Here is a 17,449-nt window from a genome sequence, read left to right as displayed (position 1 = left end):
ATATTTATTTAACAAAACAACAAATGGGCTGCCCCTGAATGGAGCAGCCCAAAAAATAAGTAAAATACGTTTCTTCACAATCCAACTTATCCTAAAAAATGGTCAGTTAGCTCATGGTATGTCTCTGGGTTATTGCTTTTGGAACGTGTACAATCCACTTATGGTATTGATGCAGGCAACACCTTCGATTGCTGAATCTACTTTAACGTCATACGATATAACCAATTTTTTATCGGTAAAATTGATTATTTCCGCTTTGACTACAGGAATTCCCGTGAAATTAAAATACATCAACTTATCGCTCTCCTTGGACCAAGTACCGCTTTTGTGCACATCTGTAAATGGAAATACATCTGAGAAAGTGGTAGCATCAAAATCAGCCGGAACCTCCACAAGGTACCACCCTTGCGAAACAAATTTATTGGTAGGATCATTGCTAATATCGATGGACAGACTGATTTCTTTCCCTTCACCTGAATGGTTTAAAACAAAGGCTTCTCCATCCTTCATACCTGTGGTGACCACATCATATTCCAAGCTTTCCAGTTTCCAATTTCCCACCACTGAAGGTGGTACGATAAGTTCTCCCAAATCTTCTGAACAGGACACAAATGTCCCTAAAACGCAGCACAAGAAAAGTGCCCTTAAAAATGTAGCTTTCATAGTTTCTTAATGATTATTTTAAGTAGATAATCAAATGTAAAACATTTTTAAGTATTTAAAAAACATTTTAATATAAATAAGCAGAACATTCATGAAATATTGAAACTAGTCAAATAGGACTGATCCGACCAGAAAAAACACCACAAACCCTACCTAAAAAACGACCTTTACACATCCATTATCAAAGTACATTTCCTGTCTTATCGCCGTACCCTTACGCGCTTTTCACTGTCCGATTATAGCCAAAAAAATGTCCGATAATAAAACACCCTCGGTATGAAAATCACGCTGTACAGCCGACAAAGCACATGGCACACTTTTAGGCAGGTGAAGGGCAAGTTAATGCCCTGAGACGGTTTGGTTTCCGTTATGGCTCCCATGGTTTTTATACATCAACAAACGATAAATATGAAATTATTCCTCAATCTCGTACTTTGGACCATTCTTTTTGTCCTATGCTGGCCCGTAGCCTTGCTACTCCTGCTGCTATATCCGATTATTTGGTTACTAATACTGCCTTTCCGTTTATTGGGATTTGCCATTGACCTTACTTTTTCAATGATTGCTAAAATTTTCATGCTACCTTTTCAGGCCTTTAGCAAATAAAAGCAATACAAAAAAATGAAAACAAGCCTGATCCAGCTCAGCCCTGCCGCAGGAGAAATCGATAAAAACATCATCAACCATATCAAGTGGATTGAAAAAGCCGCATCCGAGCGTTCCGAATTGGTCATTTTCCCAGAGCTTTCACTTACAGGCTATGAACCTACCTTGGCAAAACAACTGGCCGTTACTAAGGATGATCCCCGCCTCCAAATATTCCAAGAAATAAGCGATAAAAAGGCAATCATCATTGCTGTTGGAGCCCCTGTTCAATGCTCCAATGGTACAACTATCAGCTTACTGATTTTTCATCCCAAAAAGGAGATCCAAGTTTACTCCAAACAGTTCTTGCATGACGATGAAGTGCCCTTTTTTATTCCGGGTCAACGTAAGTCTCTACTGGTTAATGGTACTGCCATAGGACTGGGCATTTGCTATGAAATCTCAGTTGCTGAACATATCCAAAATGTAATGGCCACGCACCCTTCTTTTTTTCTTTCCAGTGTGGCAAAGGATCAAAGGGGAGTAATCAATGCCTATCAACAGCTACCTGACATCGCCAAGAATAACAAATTGCCAGTGGCCATGGTCAATTGCGTAGGAGTAGCTGACGGAGGCCATTGTGCCGGAAAAAGCGCCTTTTGGGATGACCATGGAAATATCATACGGCAGTTGGACTCCAGTTCTGAAGGAATGCTAACCATGGATATTTAAACTTGCATTATAAATTGCCGACGGATGTCTGGAAGAATAGAAACCACAAGAAAGTCAGCCTATTGGAGTTTAAAGTCTAGCATCACCATGGTGACCCTGCCTTCCAGTTGGGTAGAACTTAAAAAAAGGCTGTCTTATAAATACACTTCTACCCCATCCCAATGGATAATGATAGATACCTGCTTTTGGGACGATCCATGAAAGTACGTCTAGATCATGCAAATCACTCGTTAACATGTGCCCCAAAGGAACAACAAAACATATTTCCGACTTATAAGACAGCCCTACCTAAAAACTGGCTGTAAATCACACTTTTCTAATAGGCAGAAGCCTTTTGCAACTTTTCAGTTTCATCTGAAGATAGTTTGAGCGCTAGTGCATCCCTAAATGCCTCTAAATGACTACTCTTGGTTGCACTGGCTATAGGAGCTGTAACAAGTGGACTGTCTATCAGCCATGCCAAAGCTACCGCTGCGGCAGATGTACCATGTGCTGCTGCCACTTCATCCAGGCCTTCCAGAATCCTTAGCCCGCGTGGATTAAGGTACTTGTCCATACCTCCTCCTCGCGTACTTTTATCAAAATCCGCCTGACTACGGTATTTACCTGTTAAAAACCCACTGGCCAAGGAAAAATAACTGATTACCCCCAAACCATTTTCTTGACAAATTTCAGCAACACCTTCCTCAAATTCCTGGCGAGCATATAAACTATATTCTGGCTGAAACACCTCGTACCGTGGTAATCCTTCCTTATTGCTGGCCTCTAAACTAACACTTAGTCGCTCTGGACTCAGATTAGAAGCTCCTATATAGTTTATCTTTCCAGCCTGGATAAGCTCTTGGTAAGCTTCTAACGTCTCTTCTACTGGCGTATGGTCATCATCCCAGTGTGTCAGATAGAGGTCAATCGTCTCCACCTGTAGTCGTTGGAGGGACGCTTCCACGGCTTTGGTAATATGGGATTTGGAAATATCCTTCTTTCCTTGCCCCATATCGGAACCTACCTTGGTGATGATGTTCACCTGCGCTCTTTTCCCAGACTTCTTAAGCCATTTGCCAATGATGCGCTCTGACTCTCCCCCTTCATTACCCTCCACCCAACGTGAATAAACATCAGCGGTATCCAAGGTATTTAAGCCCTTTTCCACCAATTCATCCAACATCTTAAATGACTCCTTTTCATCCAGCGTCCACCCAAATACGTTTCCGCCAAACACAATTGGCGTCGTATATAACTCCGTATTTCCTAATCTTCTTTTTTCCATAACTTATCCGACTTTTATAATCTGACCGGTAATTAATGTTTTTATACTTTACACGTAAGCATCCGCGACATGCCCCATTTTGGCGGGTGTATGTCCAGGAAAGTACTTTCCCAATGCTTCATAAGAATCCTCTACCAAAGCAGGACTGACTGCATTGATCCGGATATTACACTGGATCAATTCCCCATAGCTGCCAATCACAAAACCATTTACGGCATTGTTTACCGTACTGAGTATGGTGCCGTTGGGAATAGGATCTTCTGCCAGAATTCCTGTGGTCAAGGTAATACTTCCTCCGGGATTTATCTGATCAAATGCCGCCAATGCTACATTGATCTGCCCCATCATCTTATCCGCTATACCAGCATGGAAATCCTCCGGAGACAACTCTCTCAAAGGCTTGACGGGAGCTGATCCCGCTGTAACAACAACCGCATCTACTTTACCCGTTTTTTCAAAGAGATCTTTCAAGGAATTGACATCTTGCATATCTGCCTGAAAATCTCCTGAACTACGTCCCACTGTAAGGACTTCATCATGATTATCCAGCTTGTTGGCAATGTGTTTTCCGATGGTACCCTGACCACCGATCAATAGAACTTTCATAGATTATTATGTTTTAAACGATTGAATTGACTACACCTCCATCTACCCTTAGGGAAGCTCCATTCGTCGCCGAGGATAATGGACTCGCTACATAGGCCACCAAATTTGCCACTTCCCTACTTTCCGCAAACCGTTGGATTAAGGAAGTGGGTCGGCGATTCTCAAAAAATTCCTCAAGGACTTTTTCTGTTGGTTTCCCTTCTTCTTGTGCTTGCTCTTCTATTCCCTTTTTATTAGCTCTGCTCCAAGTGGGGCCAGGAAGCACGGCGTTTACCGTTACATTGGTTCCTTTGCTGAGTCGCGCCAGTCCTCTTGAGATGGCTAATTGAGCCGTTTTGCTCATGCCGTAATGTACCATTTCTGTCGGTATGTTGAGCGCTGATTCACTAGAGATAAAAATGATCCTCCCCCAGTCTTTATCAAGCATTTTTGGGAAATAATGCCGTGAAAGCCGTACCCCGCTCATGACATTTATGTCAAACATCTCCTGCCATGCTTCGTCGGAGATATCCTCAAAATCAACTTGATTAAAGATACCGACATTATTCAACAAAACATCTACTTCCGGAAGTTCTTCAAGCAGTGCCGTTATCTCATCTTTCTTGGCAAAATCACCTGCTATTCCTGTGATGTTTTGATTACCCGTTTCTGCTTTGAGCTCGGCCACTTTTTGTCGAACATCTTCCGCTTTCCGACCATTGATAACGACACTGGCGCCTTCTTCTGCCAGCACTTGGGCAATCGAATGGCCTATTCCGGCGGTGGAGCCCGTCACCAATACTTTTTTACCTTTTAATTGAAAATCCATGCTATTCTAGTTTTTAGCCTCAACGATGAAGCAATGTTGTCTTTTTTTTCTTACAAATGATATGTATATACAACGCATCTGAACCGTATATTTTTATGTATATTTCAATGGTATTTAGGTAAAAATCAATGATGAAGCGGTACAAACAATTTGACGATGTCATCGTCCAGGTTTTTGAGACTGTAAAATGGGAACATCCCATCCACAATCATAACCATTACGAAATCATTTTTATAAAGCACGGTAAAGGGTCACATCACTTGAACGGTCGTGTGGTCACTTATGGAATGGGAGATGTATTTATGCTAGGTCCTTCGGACAAGCATAAATTCATCATTGACAAAAAAACTAAATTCGTTTACTTCAAATTCACTAAAAGGTATATCAGTCACCCCCCAGCTATAAATGTACCGGAAACATGGAATCAGCTTACTAGTTACGTGCTAAAACACCCTGAGAGAAAAAGAGGAAGCCTATTGACCATTGCTTCTGACAAGGCCAAAATCTCTTTATTGTTTGACCTCATCGTGTCGGAAGAAGCAGAAAACGATGACCCCGCCCTTATTTATCAACTGATGGTGTCCATAATGATCATTTTGGACAGAAACTTAAAATCACTCACCATCGAAAGTGCGCCCATTGACAGGCCCATTGCTGAAGAAATACTGGAATACATCGATCACCATATTCGTGAACCATCAAAATTAACCTTGCAACATTTAGCAGATCGGTTTTACTTCAGTCCCAATTATATTGGGCCTTGGTTTAAACATAACATTGGCATTTCACTTAAAGATTATGTCTCCCAATACCGCCTAAAACTCATCTTAAAATTGTTACAGAAAGGTCAATTGAGCTATAAACAAATAACTGTTGAATTTGGCTTTGTGGACGAAAGCCACCTCTATAAGTTCATCAAAAACAAAACGGGCAGGCGATTAAGTGATTGGAAATCTTAAATGGCCTTAAATCGGCCTACGATTTCGTTAATAAAACTTAACCCTAACATTTTTTAACCCATCCAATTTAAAAATCCTATTCAATTATTATAATTTCAAAACCATATAATTATGTAAACTATAAACTCTTTTAATTATGAACAGGTATTTTTGTTTTATTTCAATTTTCACAGTAATGATCAGCCTTCTTTCAACTACGATTTCCAATGCTCAATTCAATGAGGACGATCTAGTAACCCGGTCAGGGATAAACTTCCAGTACAATAAACAAGGCTCCCCATACTCCCTACCTGAAAACATGAGTGATGAGCTAACATCATTCAGCTACTATTTCACGCCTGGTATCGGGAAGTTTTTTGGGAATGGTTTTTATGCCGGCATAGAGGGAAGAATCGGCGCAAGATCGCAAAAATACACCTCCTTGCCTGACGGTAATACTACCAATGCCAATAGTACGATATACGGCGGAGGAATTTTATTAAGAAAGTATTTCAAGGTCGCCGAAAGATTCACACCGTTTGTAGGTCTAAGCAATACGTTTTACAAAGAAAAGGGAGATGAAAAACTTCCAGGTCAACCTTATTCCTATAATCAAAACAACTTTACCGCTGACCTCCAACTTGGCGCGCAGTATCGCCTCTCCCCTCGGTTTGGCATTGAAGCCTACTATACACCGGGCGGTCTATTGGTTTCCAAGGACATGAACAGCAACCAAAAAACCGACAACACATCAAACTTTGGTGGTAACGGACAGCATTTTTCCTTAGGGATCAATTATTTCCTAGGTAAAAAGTAGTCAACAGACACAAGAAAAACGGATGGTTAAATCCGCTCCATTTTTAACAATCCAACAAATAGCTGGGTCAGATAAAAAGTGTATGGCGGGTTGATGAAGGAAGTCAAACAACCCGCCATTCCTTATACTTTATAAAACTCCTCCCACCCTTTTCGTGGTGGTGGCCCTACTAGCAAGGCATTGGCAAATTTATTATTTGTAATGACTTTTTTATCACGGTCAAACTCCAGTTTGGCATTAAGCCTTTGGGCGAGTGTCCCCAAGGTAAACACTTGGCTCAGTGGGCCAGCGATGGAGAATGGAGATCGGGTATCTTCCTCCCCTTTACAGGCCAACAAGAAATTGGCAAAATGGTTTGAAGGACTTTCGGGCACTTCCGGTAATTTCCCTGCCATTGCTTCGGCTTTTTCTTTCGGAATAATCGACAACGTACTACCATGAGAGCCTCCTTTAAAAGTCAGGTCTTTACCGTAGATGATTTTTCCCGGATTGAGTTTGGCCGGCTGAATTTTCCCGTTGCTGGCAGCAGGAATGTCCGCATCCAAATCTGAAGTACCATAACCTTCTGGCACCTCTGGGATATTATCCATTCCATCGTACCAACTGACATTTACCTTAGGCATTTTCCCTCTTTTGGGAAACTTAAAGTCCAATGTGGTGGCCTGTGGATAAAACAACGCATTGTGCCCTTCGATCTTCACCGGATCGACTTCATAAGGCAGCCCAAGATCCAGAAACTGGTGGAAAGTATCCATAATATGCGCTCCCCAGTCTCCCAGAGCACCCATTCCGAAATCGTACCAACACCTCCATTGTCCGTTGATAAAATCATGGTTGTAATCATGGTGCTGCGCAGTGGCCAACCAAGTATCCCAGTCCAGTGTGTCCGGGATAGTCTCGGCTGCTGGAAATTTGCTCATATTGGTATCCCAGCCATGCCATCTCCTACGGCCGTTCATATGACAAGTGATGTCCGTAACGTCCTTGATGATACCAGCGTCCACCCAAGCCTTAAACTGAAAATAATTGGCTTCAGAGTGTCCCTGATTGCCCATTTGGGTCACCACACCATGTTTGTCAGCCGCTTTCATCAATAGTTCTATTTCATTAAAGGTCCTGGCCAACGGCTTTTCCACATAGACGCCTTTACCTGCAGCCATAGCAGCCATGGTCACGGGAAAATGGGAAAAGTCAGGAGTAGCCACCATCACAGCGTCAAAATTCTGGCTGTCCTTTTCCAGCATCTCCCTAAAATCCTGAAAACGTGTCGCCTTAGGAAACTTATTCATGCTCTCCAAGGTGTGCTCAGCCCCCATATCTACATCACAAAGGGTGACGATATTAGCATGACCTGTTTCATCTATCGCATTGATCACTTGGCCTCCTCTGTTGCCAATTCCCACACAGGCCAAATTCACACGATCACTGGGGACCAAAGAAGCTTTCTGAAGTAACTTGCCATGCTTGTCCCGTATTTCTGGTTTGGAAAAAAGCACATGACTGGGGACAATACTCACCGCCCCAAAAGCCAATGCGCCCTTCTTTAAAAAATCCCTACGCTTTTCGCTTGCTGGATTAACATCCATTCTATTCTTTTTTTTCATAGTTATTTGGTTAACATCAATGGGTTTATCTGCCCTTTTTACTATTTTTTTTAACCCCATTTATGCATTAGGAATCGTAGTAGCCTGTCCCGACTGACGTCGGGAAGAGGTAAAAGTGCAATACCTGTGCGCCGTGGCGTAGATAAGCTAATGCATATTTCGAATTTAACTTGGGTCCAATGTCAGGTTTACCATAAAACATGGGAAAGGTCCATTTTTAAAGATAACTATATTATTGAATTGTGCTACAAAAAAATCTACTAATGGACAATAACTGTTACGAACAAAAAAATATGGCCCAAAGACACGAAGTCAGGCAACCTGTGTCCATCACAAAAAATCACTGAAAAAGGACGTCCCTGATCTTTTGCTCTTTACTGAATACTGACTTTGCAAAGGGACAAAGTGGAATCACCTGATAATTGTTTTGGCGCGCATAATCCACCAGGTTCATCAATATTAATTTCCCTACTCCTTGGCCTTTATAATCGGGGTTCACTTCGGTATGATCAATAATCAACTTGTGGTCCCCGGCTGAAGTATAGGTCATCCGACCTGCTTCTTCTTCATCTTCCAGAGCAATAAAAACTCCTCCCTTGCCAATATTGTCGTTTTTTACTATCATTTCTTAAAAGTTGCTTAAAACCAAAATATGCATTAACCCGGATTATGCGTTAGGAATCGTAGTGAGAGCTGAAATTGCAAGAAAATCAGTTAGTTTGGAGGCATTAGCGTAGCACCGCTACGGTTATGCCGAAAACTAAAGTGAAACGGCTGATTTTGAAGCAGTTTAAGGTCGCAACAAATAGGCTAATGCATATTCCGGGATTAACCTATCCATTCACCTGTGTTCGGCTCATAGGATAGTATCAAGGACCTGTTCCTATTTCGTACCGAGACGATTTTTAAATCGAACTGAGGTTAATGCCTAACCTAGGGTAAATTAACAATAAAAAAGGAGGTCTCCACCTCCTTTTTTATACTTTATAGTAAAATAACAATGGCTTGACCAGCCATTAATTATTGTTCAGTCTGTTGGCGGCAGCTTCATCCACGAGCCACTGGACCTCTCCATTTACAGGAGCTATCATCTGTGATGGGTATAAACTAGGGTTTCGCTCACCCTCCAGCACTTCATATAGCGCATTGGCTTTGTTTTCGCCAAACACAAAAAACACAATTTTCTTGGCCCTATTGATCAATGGTGCCGTTAAGGTAATCCGGTGGATATCCTTGGATTTGAGGAAATAACCTTCCACCCACTTTTCTTGTTCATTAAGCACGGCAGTACCTGGAAAAAGCGAAGCACAGTGACCATCATCTCCCATCCCCAATAGGATCAGGTCAAAAACTCCTGATTCCCCCAATTCCTTTTTCAGGTACCCTGTGTATTCTTGGGCCCTGGCTTCAGGAGTGATGCCGGTAGCCCACATTGGGAAAATGTTCTTTTCAGGGACTGGCACATTTTTCAGCAGCGTCTCATAAGCCATGCCTGCATTGCTCTGCTCATTATCAAGGGGAACCCATCTCTCATCACCCCAAAACACATTCACCTTGTCCCAGTCTACTTGGGATTTAAACTGCTCTTCAGCCAGCAATCCGTAAAGCTTCACTGGTGAGCTCCCTCCAGTCAGGGCCACATTGAACTTCCCTTTTTCTTGGATTGCTGCTTTTGCTGCATCGACAAAAAGGGCTGCAGCTACCTCTCCCAGCTTAGCCGGGTCTTTTTCTATTTGGATCATATTGAATTAGTCTTTTTGAAGATTTAAAGCCCAAACATGGCCGTCTTTTGCAATGAGTGCTTCAGCATTCTCAGGCCCCCAAGCACCAGCAGCATAATTTGGAAAATCCAAAGAAGGCCTATTTTCCCAAACATCTAAAATGGAATCTATCACATCCCAAGCTTCCTCCACCTGGTCCGAACGCATAAACAAGGTAGGATCTCCTCTCATCGCATCCAGCAATAAGGTCTCATAAGCTTCTGGCGTCTGGGTACTGCATGCATCATAATCGTATATCATATCTGCTTGGTTCAGGTTCATTTCCAGCCCGTGACGTTTTACGGTAAACCTTAATCTAATGTCCATTTGAGGCTGCAAATTGATGGTCAACCTGTTGGGCATCACACTATCGGCTTGTTCCCTTGAAAAGGTACTATGTGGAACTGGCCTAAACTGAATGGTCACAGAAGAGGTCTTCACCGGCATTCTTTTGCCCGTCCTCAAATAGAAGGGCACTCCTTGCCACCTCCAGTTGTCCAAATAAAACTTAATAGCAGCATAGGTTTCCGTACCAGAATCCTTATCCACCCCACCTTCTTCACGATATCCTGGCACCTTTTTGCCTTCTACCCATCCAGGGCCATATTGTCCCCTTACGGCAAATTTGTGCACGTCCTCGGGTTTTATTCTCCTTACAGCACGGAGAACATCAGCCTTTCTATTTCGGATTTCCTCAGCATCAAAAGACACTGGAGCCTCCATGGCCACCATCGTTAGGATCTGCAAGAGGTGGTTTTGGATCATGTCCTTGAGGGCTCCTGATTCTTCGTAGTAGCCTCCCCGGTCTTCCACTCCCACTTGTTCGGCCACCGTGATCTGGACGTAATCGATGTAATTACGGTTCCAAAGTGGCTCAAAAAGCGCATTGGCAAACCTAAAAGCCAAGATATTCTGGACCGTTTCCTTACCTAGGTAATGATCGATCCTATATATCTGCTCTTCCTGAAAGGTTCTCCTCAGCATATTATTGAGCTCTATGGCTGTTTCCTTATTGGTACCAAAGGGCTTTTCGATAATGATACGGTCTTTGATTTCATTGCTTGCCAGTCCCGAATCCTTCAGGTTAAGCGTCACTGTCTCTATAAACCGTGGGGCTACAGAGAGATAGAAAAGCCTGTTGGCCCGTTCTCCCCATTCTTTGTCTATGCTATCCAATTGGGAAGAAAGCTCTTCGTAGGCTTTCCCATCATTGATATTGGATTGAAAATAACTGATAGAAGGATGGAATACTTCCCACTTATCCTTCTCAGGCTTGCCATTTCTGGAAAACTCTGCGAGTCCATCATGCAGTCTTTCCCGATAAGCTTCGTTATCCAGTTCGGTACGCCCCAGGCCAATGATGGCAAATTTATTGGGCATCCATCCATCCAAATACAGATTATAAAAGGCCGGGACCAATTTACGTTTGGCCAGGTCTCCGGTTCCTCCAAAAATCACAATAATGGTAGGTGCTGCCTTTTTGGTTGTTTTTATTTTTTCGCTCATAATTTTATCTAAACGCTTTATCCCGTCACTTCGTCCCACTGTACATGGAACAGACCTTCTTTATCTATTCGTTCAAATTGGTGTGCTCCAAAATAGTCTCTTTGGGCCTGGATCACATTAGTGGCCAATGTTTCACTTCTATAGGCATCAAAATACGCCAAAGCAGCCATCAACGCTGGCACAGGAACTCCCTTGTCCACGGCGACCTTGATCACCTCGCGGGCGGCACCTTGCCGGGACACCAAATCTTCTGCTATTTTTTCATCAAGAAGGAGATTGGCCAGCGCTGAATCACGCCTATAAGCCTGTCTAAAGTCTTCCAAACATGCCGCCCTGATAATGCATCCTCCTCTCCATATTTTGGCTACTTCCTCTAAGTTTAGCCCATACTTATATTCATCAGAAGCCAACTTCAACTGTACCATACCTTGTGCGTAGGTAGTGATAATCGCAAAATAAAGTGCATCTTTCAGACTTTCAATAGCTACATCCTCTTCTCCTTCAGCCTCCCAAGGGAGCAATTTGGCAGCTGCCACGCGTTCCTCCTTGTACTTGGAAATATCACGCATCAATACCGCCATGTCGATTACCGGCACGGGAGCTTGCAGATCCATCGCATTTTGGGAGGTCCATTTGCCAGTGCCTTTGGACCGCGCTCGGTCTGACACCAAGGTCACCAGCTGCTGCCCTGTACTTTTATCTTTTTTCTTCAAAAGCGTAGCGGTGATCTCTACCAAAAAGGAGGACAGCTCTGTCGTATTCCACGTTTCAAAGATTTCTTGGATCCTTTCATCACCGATCCCCAGTCCCCGCTTCATCACATCATATGTCTCTGCGATCAATTGCATGATGCCATATTCGATCCCATTATGGACCATCTTGACATAATTACCGGCAGACCCCTTGCCCAGATAGGTCACGCAGGGCTCGCCATCGACCTTCGCAGCAATCGCCTCAAACACCGGTCGCAGTCGCTCATAGGCCTTTTCATCACCTCCTGGCATCATACTAGGGCCGAAACGTGCTCCTTTTTCACCCCCAGAAATCCCCATCCCAAAGAAATGGATATGGTCTTTTGCCAGTTCGGAAAATCTTCTATCGGTATCAGGAAAATAAGAATTACCACCGTCCACCACGATGTCATTTGCGCTCAAAAAAGGGCGTATAGAGCTGATCACAGCATCTACAGGCTTGCCCGCTGGCACTAGCACCATGATGGCTTTGGGTTTTTTGAGGGATTTGACAAAGTCTTCAGCAACGATAAATCCCTTTACTTGATGACCAGAAGCTGCTTCTTTCTCCAAGGACTTGGCTTTGGTTTCATCCAAGTCTAGTCCGGCCACTGCAAAGCCATTGTCGGCCATATTGAGCAGGAGATTTCTCCCCATTACCCCAAGGCCTACAATGCCAAAGTCGAATTGTTCCATTTATAATTATTTCTCTTACTAGCGATTTTTGTATTATTTCCTGTACTCGTCTTCTAAATCTTGGACTTTTCTGAGCCTGCGCTGGAAGCGCTCTTTTTCTACATACTCGGCAGTAATAAAAATCTCTACCAGTTCCTTGATCAACACTCCTCCGATGACCCTGCCCCCAAGGCACATAAGGTTCATATTGTCATGCTCCACTCCTTGGTGGGCACTGTAGGGCTCGGTGATCAAGGCAGCCCGAACACCTGGAACTTTATTGGCCGCAACGGTGACGCCTACCCCACTTCCACAGATAGCGATGCCTTTTTGGATATCCCCATTGGCAACTGCCACTGCCAAGGGCTTTACGATGTCAGGATAATCATCCGATTCATCAAATTTATCGGCTCCAAAATCAGTGACATCATGTCCATTATTTTTAAGGTATTCAAACACCTCCTTTTTCTGATCAAAGCCTCCGTGATCTGCAGCAATTCCTATTTTCATATTCAAATTGTTTAAGCGCCCACACTGAAAACAGATGGCAGGCTCCTTTTAATTCCCCAGTTCCTATACTCACCCAAAATTAGTCTTTTTTTAATGAAACTAAGCCTTTCCCGACAGCAATTCCCCAATAATCACTTGCTTCACCAAATACCATTCTGCTTGTAGCTGGAAAAAGGATTTATGATCCAACCCTACAAAAACCACCAAAATACTGAATAACAATTCCTTACAAACAAAACCAACCACCTTCAAAAAAAGGGTCGACAAAAAATCACTTTTGATTTGACCCGGAATATGCGTAAGCCTATGCCATAGTTAGCTAAATAAAAACCATCTTGTATCAGGAGCTTATGGATAAAATCTACTAGCTATTCCTACATTGTTACGCTGGATGGAACTTGTCTCTTCCACATTTCTTGATAGACCCCTTGGGCGCTGATAAGTGACTCATGATTTCCCTGTTCCATCAGTTTGCCCTCTTTGAGCACTACTATTTTATCTGCATCCATTACGGTGCTGAGTCGGTGGGCAATAATTATAACTGTTTTCCCCTCTTCTTGAAGTGTTTTCAATGCGTTGTTGACATAGGATTCAGAATAAGAATCGAGAGAAGAAGTAGCTTCATCAAAAATCAAAATCTCCGGGTCCTTATACAAGGCCCTGGCTATGGCGAGTCGCTGTCTTTGTCCGCCTGAAAGTGTCACACCATTCTCTCCAATATAGCTATCAAAGCCTTTTGGAAGGGATTCGATAAACTCCAACATCCCCAGTTTTTTACAGATATTGATCACTTTGGTCATGTCAGGGTTGAATTCTCCCAAAGCTAGGTTGTCCATCACAGAACCAGCGAACAGGTGAATATCCTGCGGCACCACACCAATAAGCTTCCTCAGGGAAAACTGGTCGATATATTTCAAGTCATATTCTCCGATGGTGATCCTTCCGCCGTTCAGTGGGTAGATTTTTTGCAGCAGAGAAAGTAGTGTGGATTTGCCTGATCCTGATTCTCCTACTATCGCGGAGACTTTTCCTAGAGGAATTTCCAGATTTAATTTGTCAAACACATCCTTGCGAGTACCGTAGCGAAATTCTATATCTATGAACCGTAAATCACCCAGTTTTTCTGCTGTCAACATCATGGATTTCCCTTCATCCTCTACTTCCACATCCATAATTTCAAACAGCCTGTCCGCAGCAATCAAAGCATCTTGAATCAACTTGTTCATCCCTATAAAACTGGCCACAGGCTTGGTAAAATACCCCATAATCGCATAAAAAGAAAGCAACTCCCCTGCTGTCAATTCATTATCCAACACAAAAGAACTCCCTATCCATAACAGCAAAATAGTAAATAAGGAAGTACTGAATGTACTTGAATTCCCTATCCAAATACTATTGATACTGGATTCATACACTGATTTTAATAGGCCAACGAACTTCGACTCTGTTCTCATATTGGTAAAGTCTTCAAGACCGAAGCGTTTGATGGTACTCACAGCATTTACGGACTCCACTAGCTGCGATTCGAGCTCGGCACTGTTTTCCATGAGTTGACGCTGGGTTTTACTGTTGACCTTATCGGAGAAATAGTAAATCACTGCATAGACAGGAATGATCAACAATACAAACAAGGCCAATTTCCAATAGAAAACGAACATCAGTGAAATGGAAAAAACCACCACAAACAGGTTGATCACAAATCCGATAATGACATCATTGATAAATGTCCTGATCTTTACTGCATCATTTATCCGCGAGATGATTTCGCCTGTCCTCATATTGTCAAAGAACTGTTGCGGCAGTTTCAGCAAGTGCTTATAATAACCCAAAATCAACCTTGCATCGATTTTCTGACCAGTCTGGACAGTGAGCAAGGATTTGGTAAAACTTATAATAATTCTAAAAATCAAAATCACCACCATGCAGATCCCCATGAGATTGAGGAGGTTTTGGTTTCCTTCCGGAAGCACATTATCGATGATCTTTTGCAAATAAAAGGAAGATGCCAAGCCCAAAATCGTGGCCACGATGGAGCCAAGCAGTACTTGGAGCAGGACCTTTTTGTGAGGCCGCAACAAAAACCAAAATCGCTGAAAGACACTTGCCTTAAAGTCCCCTTGCTCAAAGGTATCTCCTGGCTGAAGCAGCAACATTACCCCTGTCCATATTTCCTCAAATTCCTCCCGCTTGACTTCCTTTACTTTTCCCTCTGCAGGATCCATCAACAGCACAGTTTCCTTTCTTACTTCCAAGACCACCACGTAGTGATGCAGGACTTTTTTGACGATAACATGGGCGATCACCGGCACGGGCACCAAGTCCAACTGATCGACCTTCAACCGTACTCCTTTCGCATCAAAACCTAATTTCTTCGCCGCCTCAATTAACCCAAGCACATTAGTCCCCTTGCGGTCTGTAGAGGCCATTTGTCTGATTTTGGCTATGGGCATTTCCAGGTAATGAAATGAAGCCACTGAAGCCAAACACGCTGCGCCACAGTCTGTGTAATCGTGCTGCTTTATTTCTGTTCGCCTATATCGCTTACGGTACCCAAAAACGAGCTTCCAAATGTTCATCCTTATTGTTTTTTTATTGTTGCTTTGGTCGATTGACTATTTCTCTGCCAAATGGGGATTTACCCAGTCGTCAGCCTGGTCAAACAAAAGCTGTATCAACCGTCTCTCAGTAAGGACAAACCTCGCCTGAAGTGTCATTCCTTTTTTTAGATAGCCTTTGTATCCATTGTTTAACTCCAAATAATCTTGGTTTACCGCACAGACAACTTTAAAATAGGGAGCCCGACCGTTTTCCATAAAAACGTCGTTGGAAATGGAAAGCACCTCTCCTTCCAAGAGCCCCCATTCGTTATAATTAAACGAGTCTACTTGGATGGACACTGGGCCGCCCTTTTTAAGTAGCCCTATATCCTCTGGAGCAACCATTATTTCGGCCACCATCCCTCCAATGGGGGAGATTTCTCCCAATTGATAATTGGGCGCAACTGCTGCCCCCGATGCTATCCCCTCCATATTCTGTATATATCCGGCCACAGGTGCTTCTACGCGGTAAAATTCCTTCTGCTGCTGCAGCTGGGAATCTTCCGACTGAAGATGTTTTAACTTTTGTTCAAGTTCCGTAAGCACCGATTGCCAAATAGCGGCTTGCTGGTCTATGGCCACATAAATATTACTTTTGGCATTGTCATGACTAAGGGTCGCCTTGTCCATTTCGAGTTCTGATATTGCTCCAGCTTCATAAAGGGTTTTGGACCGTTCATAATTCTTCTGGACTATCGCATATTGGGAACGTGTATCTGACAGCTTCTGATAAAAATAGTTGGCTTCTTGCTGGTATTGGGATGATTTCATGCTTGGAACCTCTTCCCATCGGTTTTGGCGACACCTGCCTATCAATCTCCTTAGGTCTGTGGTTTTACCTTCAAGCTCTTTGATCTGGCTATCATACAGTTTGTTCTTTTCATTGAGAATGGACGACTGTATCGTAAAAAGTACCTGCCCTTCCTTCACTTCATCGTTCTCTTTTACATAAACCTCATCGATCCTTCCGCTTACCAATGAACGTACCGTCGTTCTGGGAGTTTCTGATTTCAGAATACCTGCTCCCTTTATTGAAACGTCCACCTTGATAAGGAAAAGCGACAGCATTGCCACTATCACCAAAGCCAAAATCACTCTGTATACTACTAGCGTATTGCCATTATAGTACCTAAAGTGGAAATCCGATGTGTGCTTGACAATATCCGAAGGGAAAATCTGGTTGCTCATGGCTCAAAAAGACAAAAAAAGACAGCACGTTAATGCTGTCTTTTGTTCATCATGGCTATTGGTTAGTCCCTGAAGATGTTTTCGAAAGACCCCAAGTCAGAAAGTTCAATGCCAAAGCTGCTTTTTTGCATATCACCATCATCGTCCTTGGACTCAGAGCTAAAGTGTACACTTAATCCACCCAAAAGGCTTCCTTGTGTACCTCCTTCTTCGCCGCCCAAAAGGCCGCCCAACAATCCACCATTTACTTCTTTTAATTCTGATTGATTCAATTCTTGAAATTTCATTACGTTAAAATTTTTGGTTAAAGTTTCCTACTCTATTGAAGGCTTTTCGGAATCCACCTTTGTGAATCGATTCGGAATTATGTACGCACTTTAACCCAAAACCAGATTACCTCCAATCATTAATTCTCCTTGTAAAAAACATAACAGACAGAGAATCCACCAGTATTATCAAAAT

The 17,449-nt window shown here is 43.0% G+C and carries 16 protein-coding genes; 3 read left to right on the top strand and 13 right to left on the bottom strand.

What is annotated here, in order from left to right; translation table 11 throughout:
• Positions 1 to 129: 129 nt before the first annotated feature.
• Positions 130 to 663 (bottom strand): hypothetical protein, encoded by a 534-nt coding sequence (locus tag DN752_RS20715; RefSeq protein ID WP_162633295.1) that lies wholly within the window; start codon positions 661 to 663, stop codon positions 130 to 132.
• Positions 664 to 1,284: 621 nt separating this feature from the next.
• Here DN752_RS20715 and DN752_RS20705 point away from each other — a divergent pair.
• On the top strand, positions 1,285 to 1,980 hold the full coding sequence (locus tag DN752_RS20705; RefSeq protein ID WP_112785739.1) for a carbon-nitrogen hydrolase family protein: 696 nt from the start codon (positions 1,285 to 1,287) through the stop codon (positions 1,978 to 1,980).
• A gap of 316 nt (positions 1,981 to 2,296) precedes the next feature.
• On the opposite strand, the gene DN752_RS20700 is transcribed toward DN752_RS20705, so the two are convergent.
• The 3 genes from DN752_RS20700 to DN752_RS20690 are packed head-to-tail and all read right to left on the bottom strand — an operon-like array spanning position 2,297 to position 4,661.
• Entirely contained in the window at positions 2,297 to 3,247 is a 951-nt protein-coding gene (locus tag DN752_RS20700) for an aldo/keto reductase (RefSeq protein ID WP_112785738.1), read from the bottom strand.
• 48 nt (positions 3,248 to 3,295) lie between these two features.
• Positions 3,296 to 3,853 (bottom strand): short chain dehydrogenase, encoded by a 558-nt coding sequence (locus DN752_RS20695; RefSeq protein ID WP_112785737.1) that lies wholly within the window; start codon positions 3,851 to 3,853, stop codon positions 3,296 to 3,298.
• A 13-nt stretch (positions 3,854 to 3,866) separates the two neighbouring features.
• Positions 3,867 to 4,661, bottom strand: a complete 795-nt coding sequence (locus DN752_RS20690) for an SDR family NAD(P)-dependent oxidoreductase (RefSeq protein WP_112785736.1) — start codon at positions 4,659 to 4,661, stop codon at positions 3,867 to 3,869.
• Between the two features lie 128 nt (positions 4,662 to 4,789).
• Here DN752_RS20690 and DN752_RS20685 point away from each other — a divergent pair, with 128 nt between their 5' ends.
• Together DN752_RS20685 and DN752_RS20680 are read left to right on the top strand one after the other, a co-directional pair.
• Positions 4,790 to 5,620, top strand: a complete 831-nt coding sequence (locus DN752_RS20685; RefSeq protein ID WP_112785735.1) for an AraC family transcriptional regulator — start codon at positions 4,790 to 4,792, stop codon at positions 5,618 to 5,620.
• Positions 5,621 to 5,756: 136 nt separating this feature from the next.
• Positions 5,757 to 6,416, top strand: a complete 660-nt coding sequence (locus DN752_RS20680; protein ID WP_112785734.1) for an outer membrane beta-barrel protein — start codon at positions 5,757 to 5,759, stop codon at positions 6,414 to 6,416.
• A 122-nt stretch (positions 6,417 to 6,538) separates the two neighbouring features.
• Here the strand turns inward: DN752_RS20680 and DN752_RS20675 are convergent, their stop codons facing one another.
• The 9 genes from DN752_RS20675 to DN752_RS20635 form a co-directional block, all read right to left on the bottom strand.
• The gene (locus DN752_RS20675; protein ID WP_112785733.1) at positions 6,539 to 8,020 is read right to left on the bottom strand and encodes a Gfo/Idh/MocA family oxidoreductase; all 1,482 of its coding nucleotides are present in this window, start codon (positions 8,018 to 8,020) and stop codon (positions 6,539 to 6,541) included.
• A 340-nt stretch (positions 8,021 to 8,360) separates the two neighbouring features.
• A complete protein-coding gene (locus tag DN752_RS20670; RefSeq protein ID WP_112785732.1) occupies positions 8,361 to 8,645 on the bottom strand; it encodes a GNAT family N-acetyltransferase in 285 nt (94 codons plus the stop codon).
• Positions 8,646 to 9,036: 391 nt separating this feature from the next.
• Entirely contained in the window at positions 9,037 to 9,762 is a 726-nt protein-coding gene (pgl, locus tag DN752_RS20665) for a 6-phosphogluconolactonase (protein WP_112785731.1), read from the bottom strand.
• Between the two features lie 6 nt (positions 9,763 to 9,768).
• On the bottom strand, positions 9,769 to 11,286 hold the full coding sequence (gene zwf / locus DN752_RS20660) for a glucose-6-phosphate dehydrogenase (RefSeq protein ID WP_211324073.1): 1,518 nt from the start codon (positions 11,284 to 11,286) through the stop codon (positions 9,769 to 9,771).
• Between the two features lie 17 nt (positions 11,287 to 11,303).
• Complete coding sequence (gene gndA, locus DN752_RS20655; RefSeq protein WP_112785730.1) at positions 11,304 to 12,713, bottom strand: NADP-dependent phosphogluconate dehydrogenase; 1,410 nt, start codon at positions 12,711 to 12,713, stop codon at positions 11,304 to 11,306.
• A 33-nt stretch (positions 12,714 to 12,746) separates the two neighbouring features.
• Positions 12,747 to 13,202, bottom strand: coding sequence for an RpiB/LacA/LacB family sugar-phosphate isomerase (locus tag DN752_RS20650; RefSeq protein WP_112785729.1), 456 nt, complete (start codon positions 13,200 to 13,202; stop codon positions 12,747 to 12,749).
• 374 nt (positions 13,203 to 13,576) lie between these two features.
• Positions 13,577 to 15,778, bottom strand: a complete 2,202-nt coding sequence (locus DN752_RS20645) for a peptidase domain-containing ABC transporter (protein ID WP_112785728.1) — start codon at positions 15,776 to 15,778, stop codon at positions 13,577 to 13,579.
• A gap of 36 nt (positions 15,779 to 15,814) precedes the next feature.
• Complete coding sequence (locus tag DN752_RS20640; RefSeq protein ID WP_112785727.1) at positions 15,815 to 16,987, bottom strand: HlyD family secretion protein; 1,173 nt, start codon at positions 16,985 to 16,987, stop codon at positions 15,815 to 15,817.
• 62 nt (positions 16,988 to 17,049) lie between these two features.
• A complete protein-coding gene (locus tag DN752_RS20635; protein WP_112785726.1) occupies positions 17,050 to 17,274 on the bottom strand; it encodes a hypothetical protein in 225 nt (74 codons plus the stop codon).
• Positions 17,275 to 17,449: the final 175 nt, after the last annotated feature.

The sequence above is a fragment of the Echinicola strongylocentroti genome, assembly GCF_003260975.1.
GTDB classification, from domain to species: domain Bacteria; phylum Bacteroidota; class Bacteroidia; order Cytophagales; family Cyclobacteriaceae; genus Echinicola; species Echinicola strongylocentroti.
Note: the sequence above shows the minus strand (reverse complement) of the source record. Positions and strands in the feature narration are given on the sequence as shown.

Bases quoted from the DNA above. Each gene is read 5' to 3' on its own strand.
- DN752_RS20715 (WP_162633295.1), bottom strand. From the start codon at position 663: ATGAAAGCTACATTTTTAAGGGCACTTTTCTTGTGCTGCGTTTTAGGG.
- DN752_RS20705 (WP_112785739.1), top strand. From the start codon at position 1,285: ATGAAAACAAGCCTGATCCAGCTCAGCCCTGCCGCAGGAGAAATCGAT.
- DN752_RS20700 (WP_112785738.1), bottom strand. From the start codon at position 3,247: ATGGAAAAAAGAAGATTAGGAAATACGGAGTTATATACGACGCCAATT.
- DN752_RS20695 (WP_112785737.1), bottom strand. From the start codon at position 3,853: ATGAAAGTTCTATTGATCGGTGGTCAGGGTACCATCGGAAAACACATT.
- DN752_RS20690 (WP_112785736.1), bottom strand. From the start codon at position 4,661: ATGGATTTTCAATTAAAAGGTAAAAAAGTATTGGTGACGGGCTCCACC.
- DN752_RS20685 (WP_112785735.1), top strand. From the start codon at position 4,790: ATGATGAAGCGGTACAAACAATTTGACGATGTCATCGTCCAGGTTTTT.
- DN752_RS20680 (WP_112785734.1), top strand. From the start codon at position 5,757: ATGAACAGGTATTTTTGTTTTATTTCAATTTTCACAGTAATGATCAGC.
- DN752_RS20675 (WP_112785733.1), bottom strand. From the start codon at position 8,020: ATGAAAAAAAAGAATAGAATGGATGTTAATCCAGCAAGCGAAAAGCGT.
- DN752_RS20670 (WP_112785732.1), bottom strand. From the start codon at position 8,645: ATGATAGTAAAAAACGACAATATTGGCAAGGGAGGAGTTTTTATTGCT.
- pgl (WP_112785731.1), bottom strand. From the start codon at position 9,762: ATGATCCAAATAGAAAAAGACCCGGCTAAGCTGGGAGAGGTAGCTGCA.
- zwf (WP_211324073.1), bottom strand. From the start codon at position 11,286: ATGAGCGAAAAAATAAAAACAACCAAAAAGGCAGCACCTACCATTATT.
- gndA (WP_112785730.1), bottom strand. From the start codon at position 12,713: ATGGAACAATTCGACTTTGGCATTGTAGGCCTTGGGGTAATGGGGAGA.
- DN752_RS20650 (WP_112785729.1), bottom strand. From the start codon at position 13,202: ATGAAAATAGGAATTGCTGCAGATCACGGAGGCTTTGATCAGAAAAAG.
- DN752_RS20645 (WP_112785728.1), bottom strand. From the start codon at position 15,778: ATGAACATTTGGAAGCTCGTTTTTGGGTACCGTAAGCGATATAGGCGA.
- DN752_RS20640 (WP_112785727.1), bottom strand. From the start codon at position 16,987: ATGAGCAACCAGATTTTCCCTTCGGATATTGTCAAGCACACATCGGAT.
- DN752_RS20635 (WP_112785726.1), bottom strand. From the start codon at position 17,274: ATGAAATTTCAAGAATTGAATCAATCAGAATTAAAAGAAGTAAATGGT.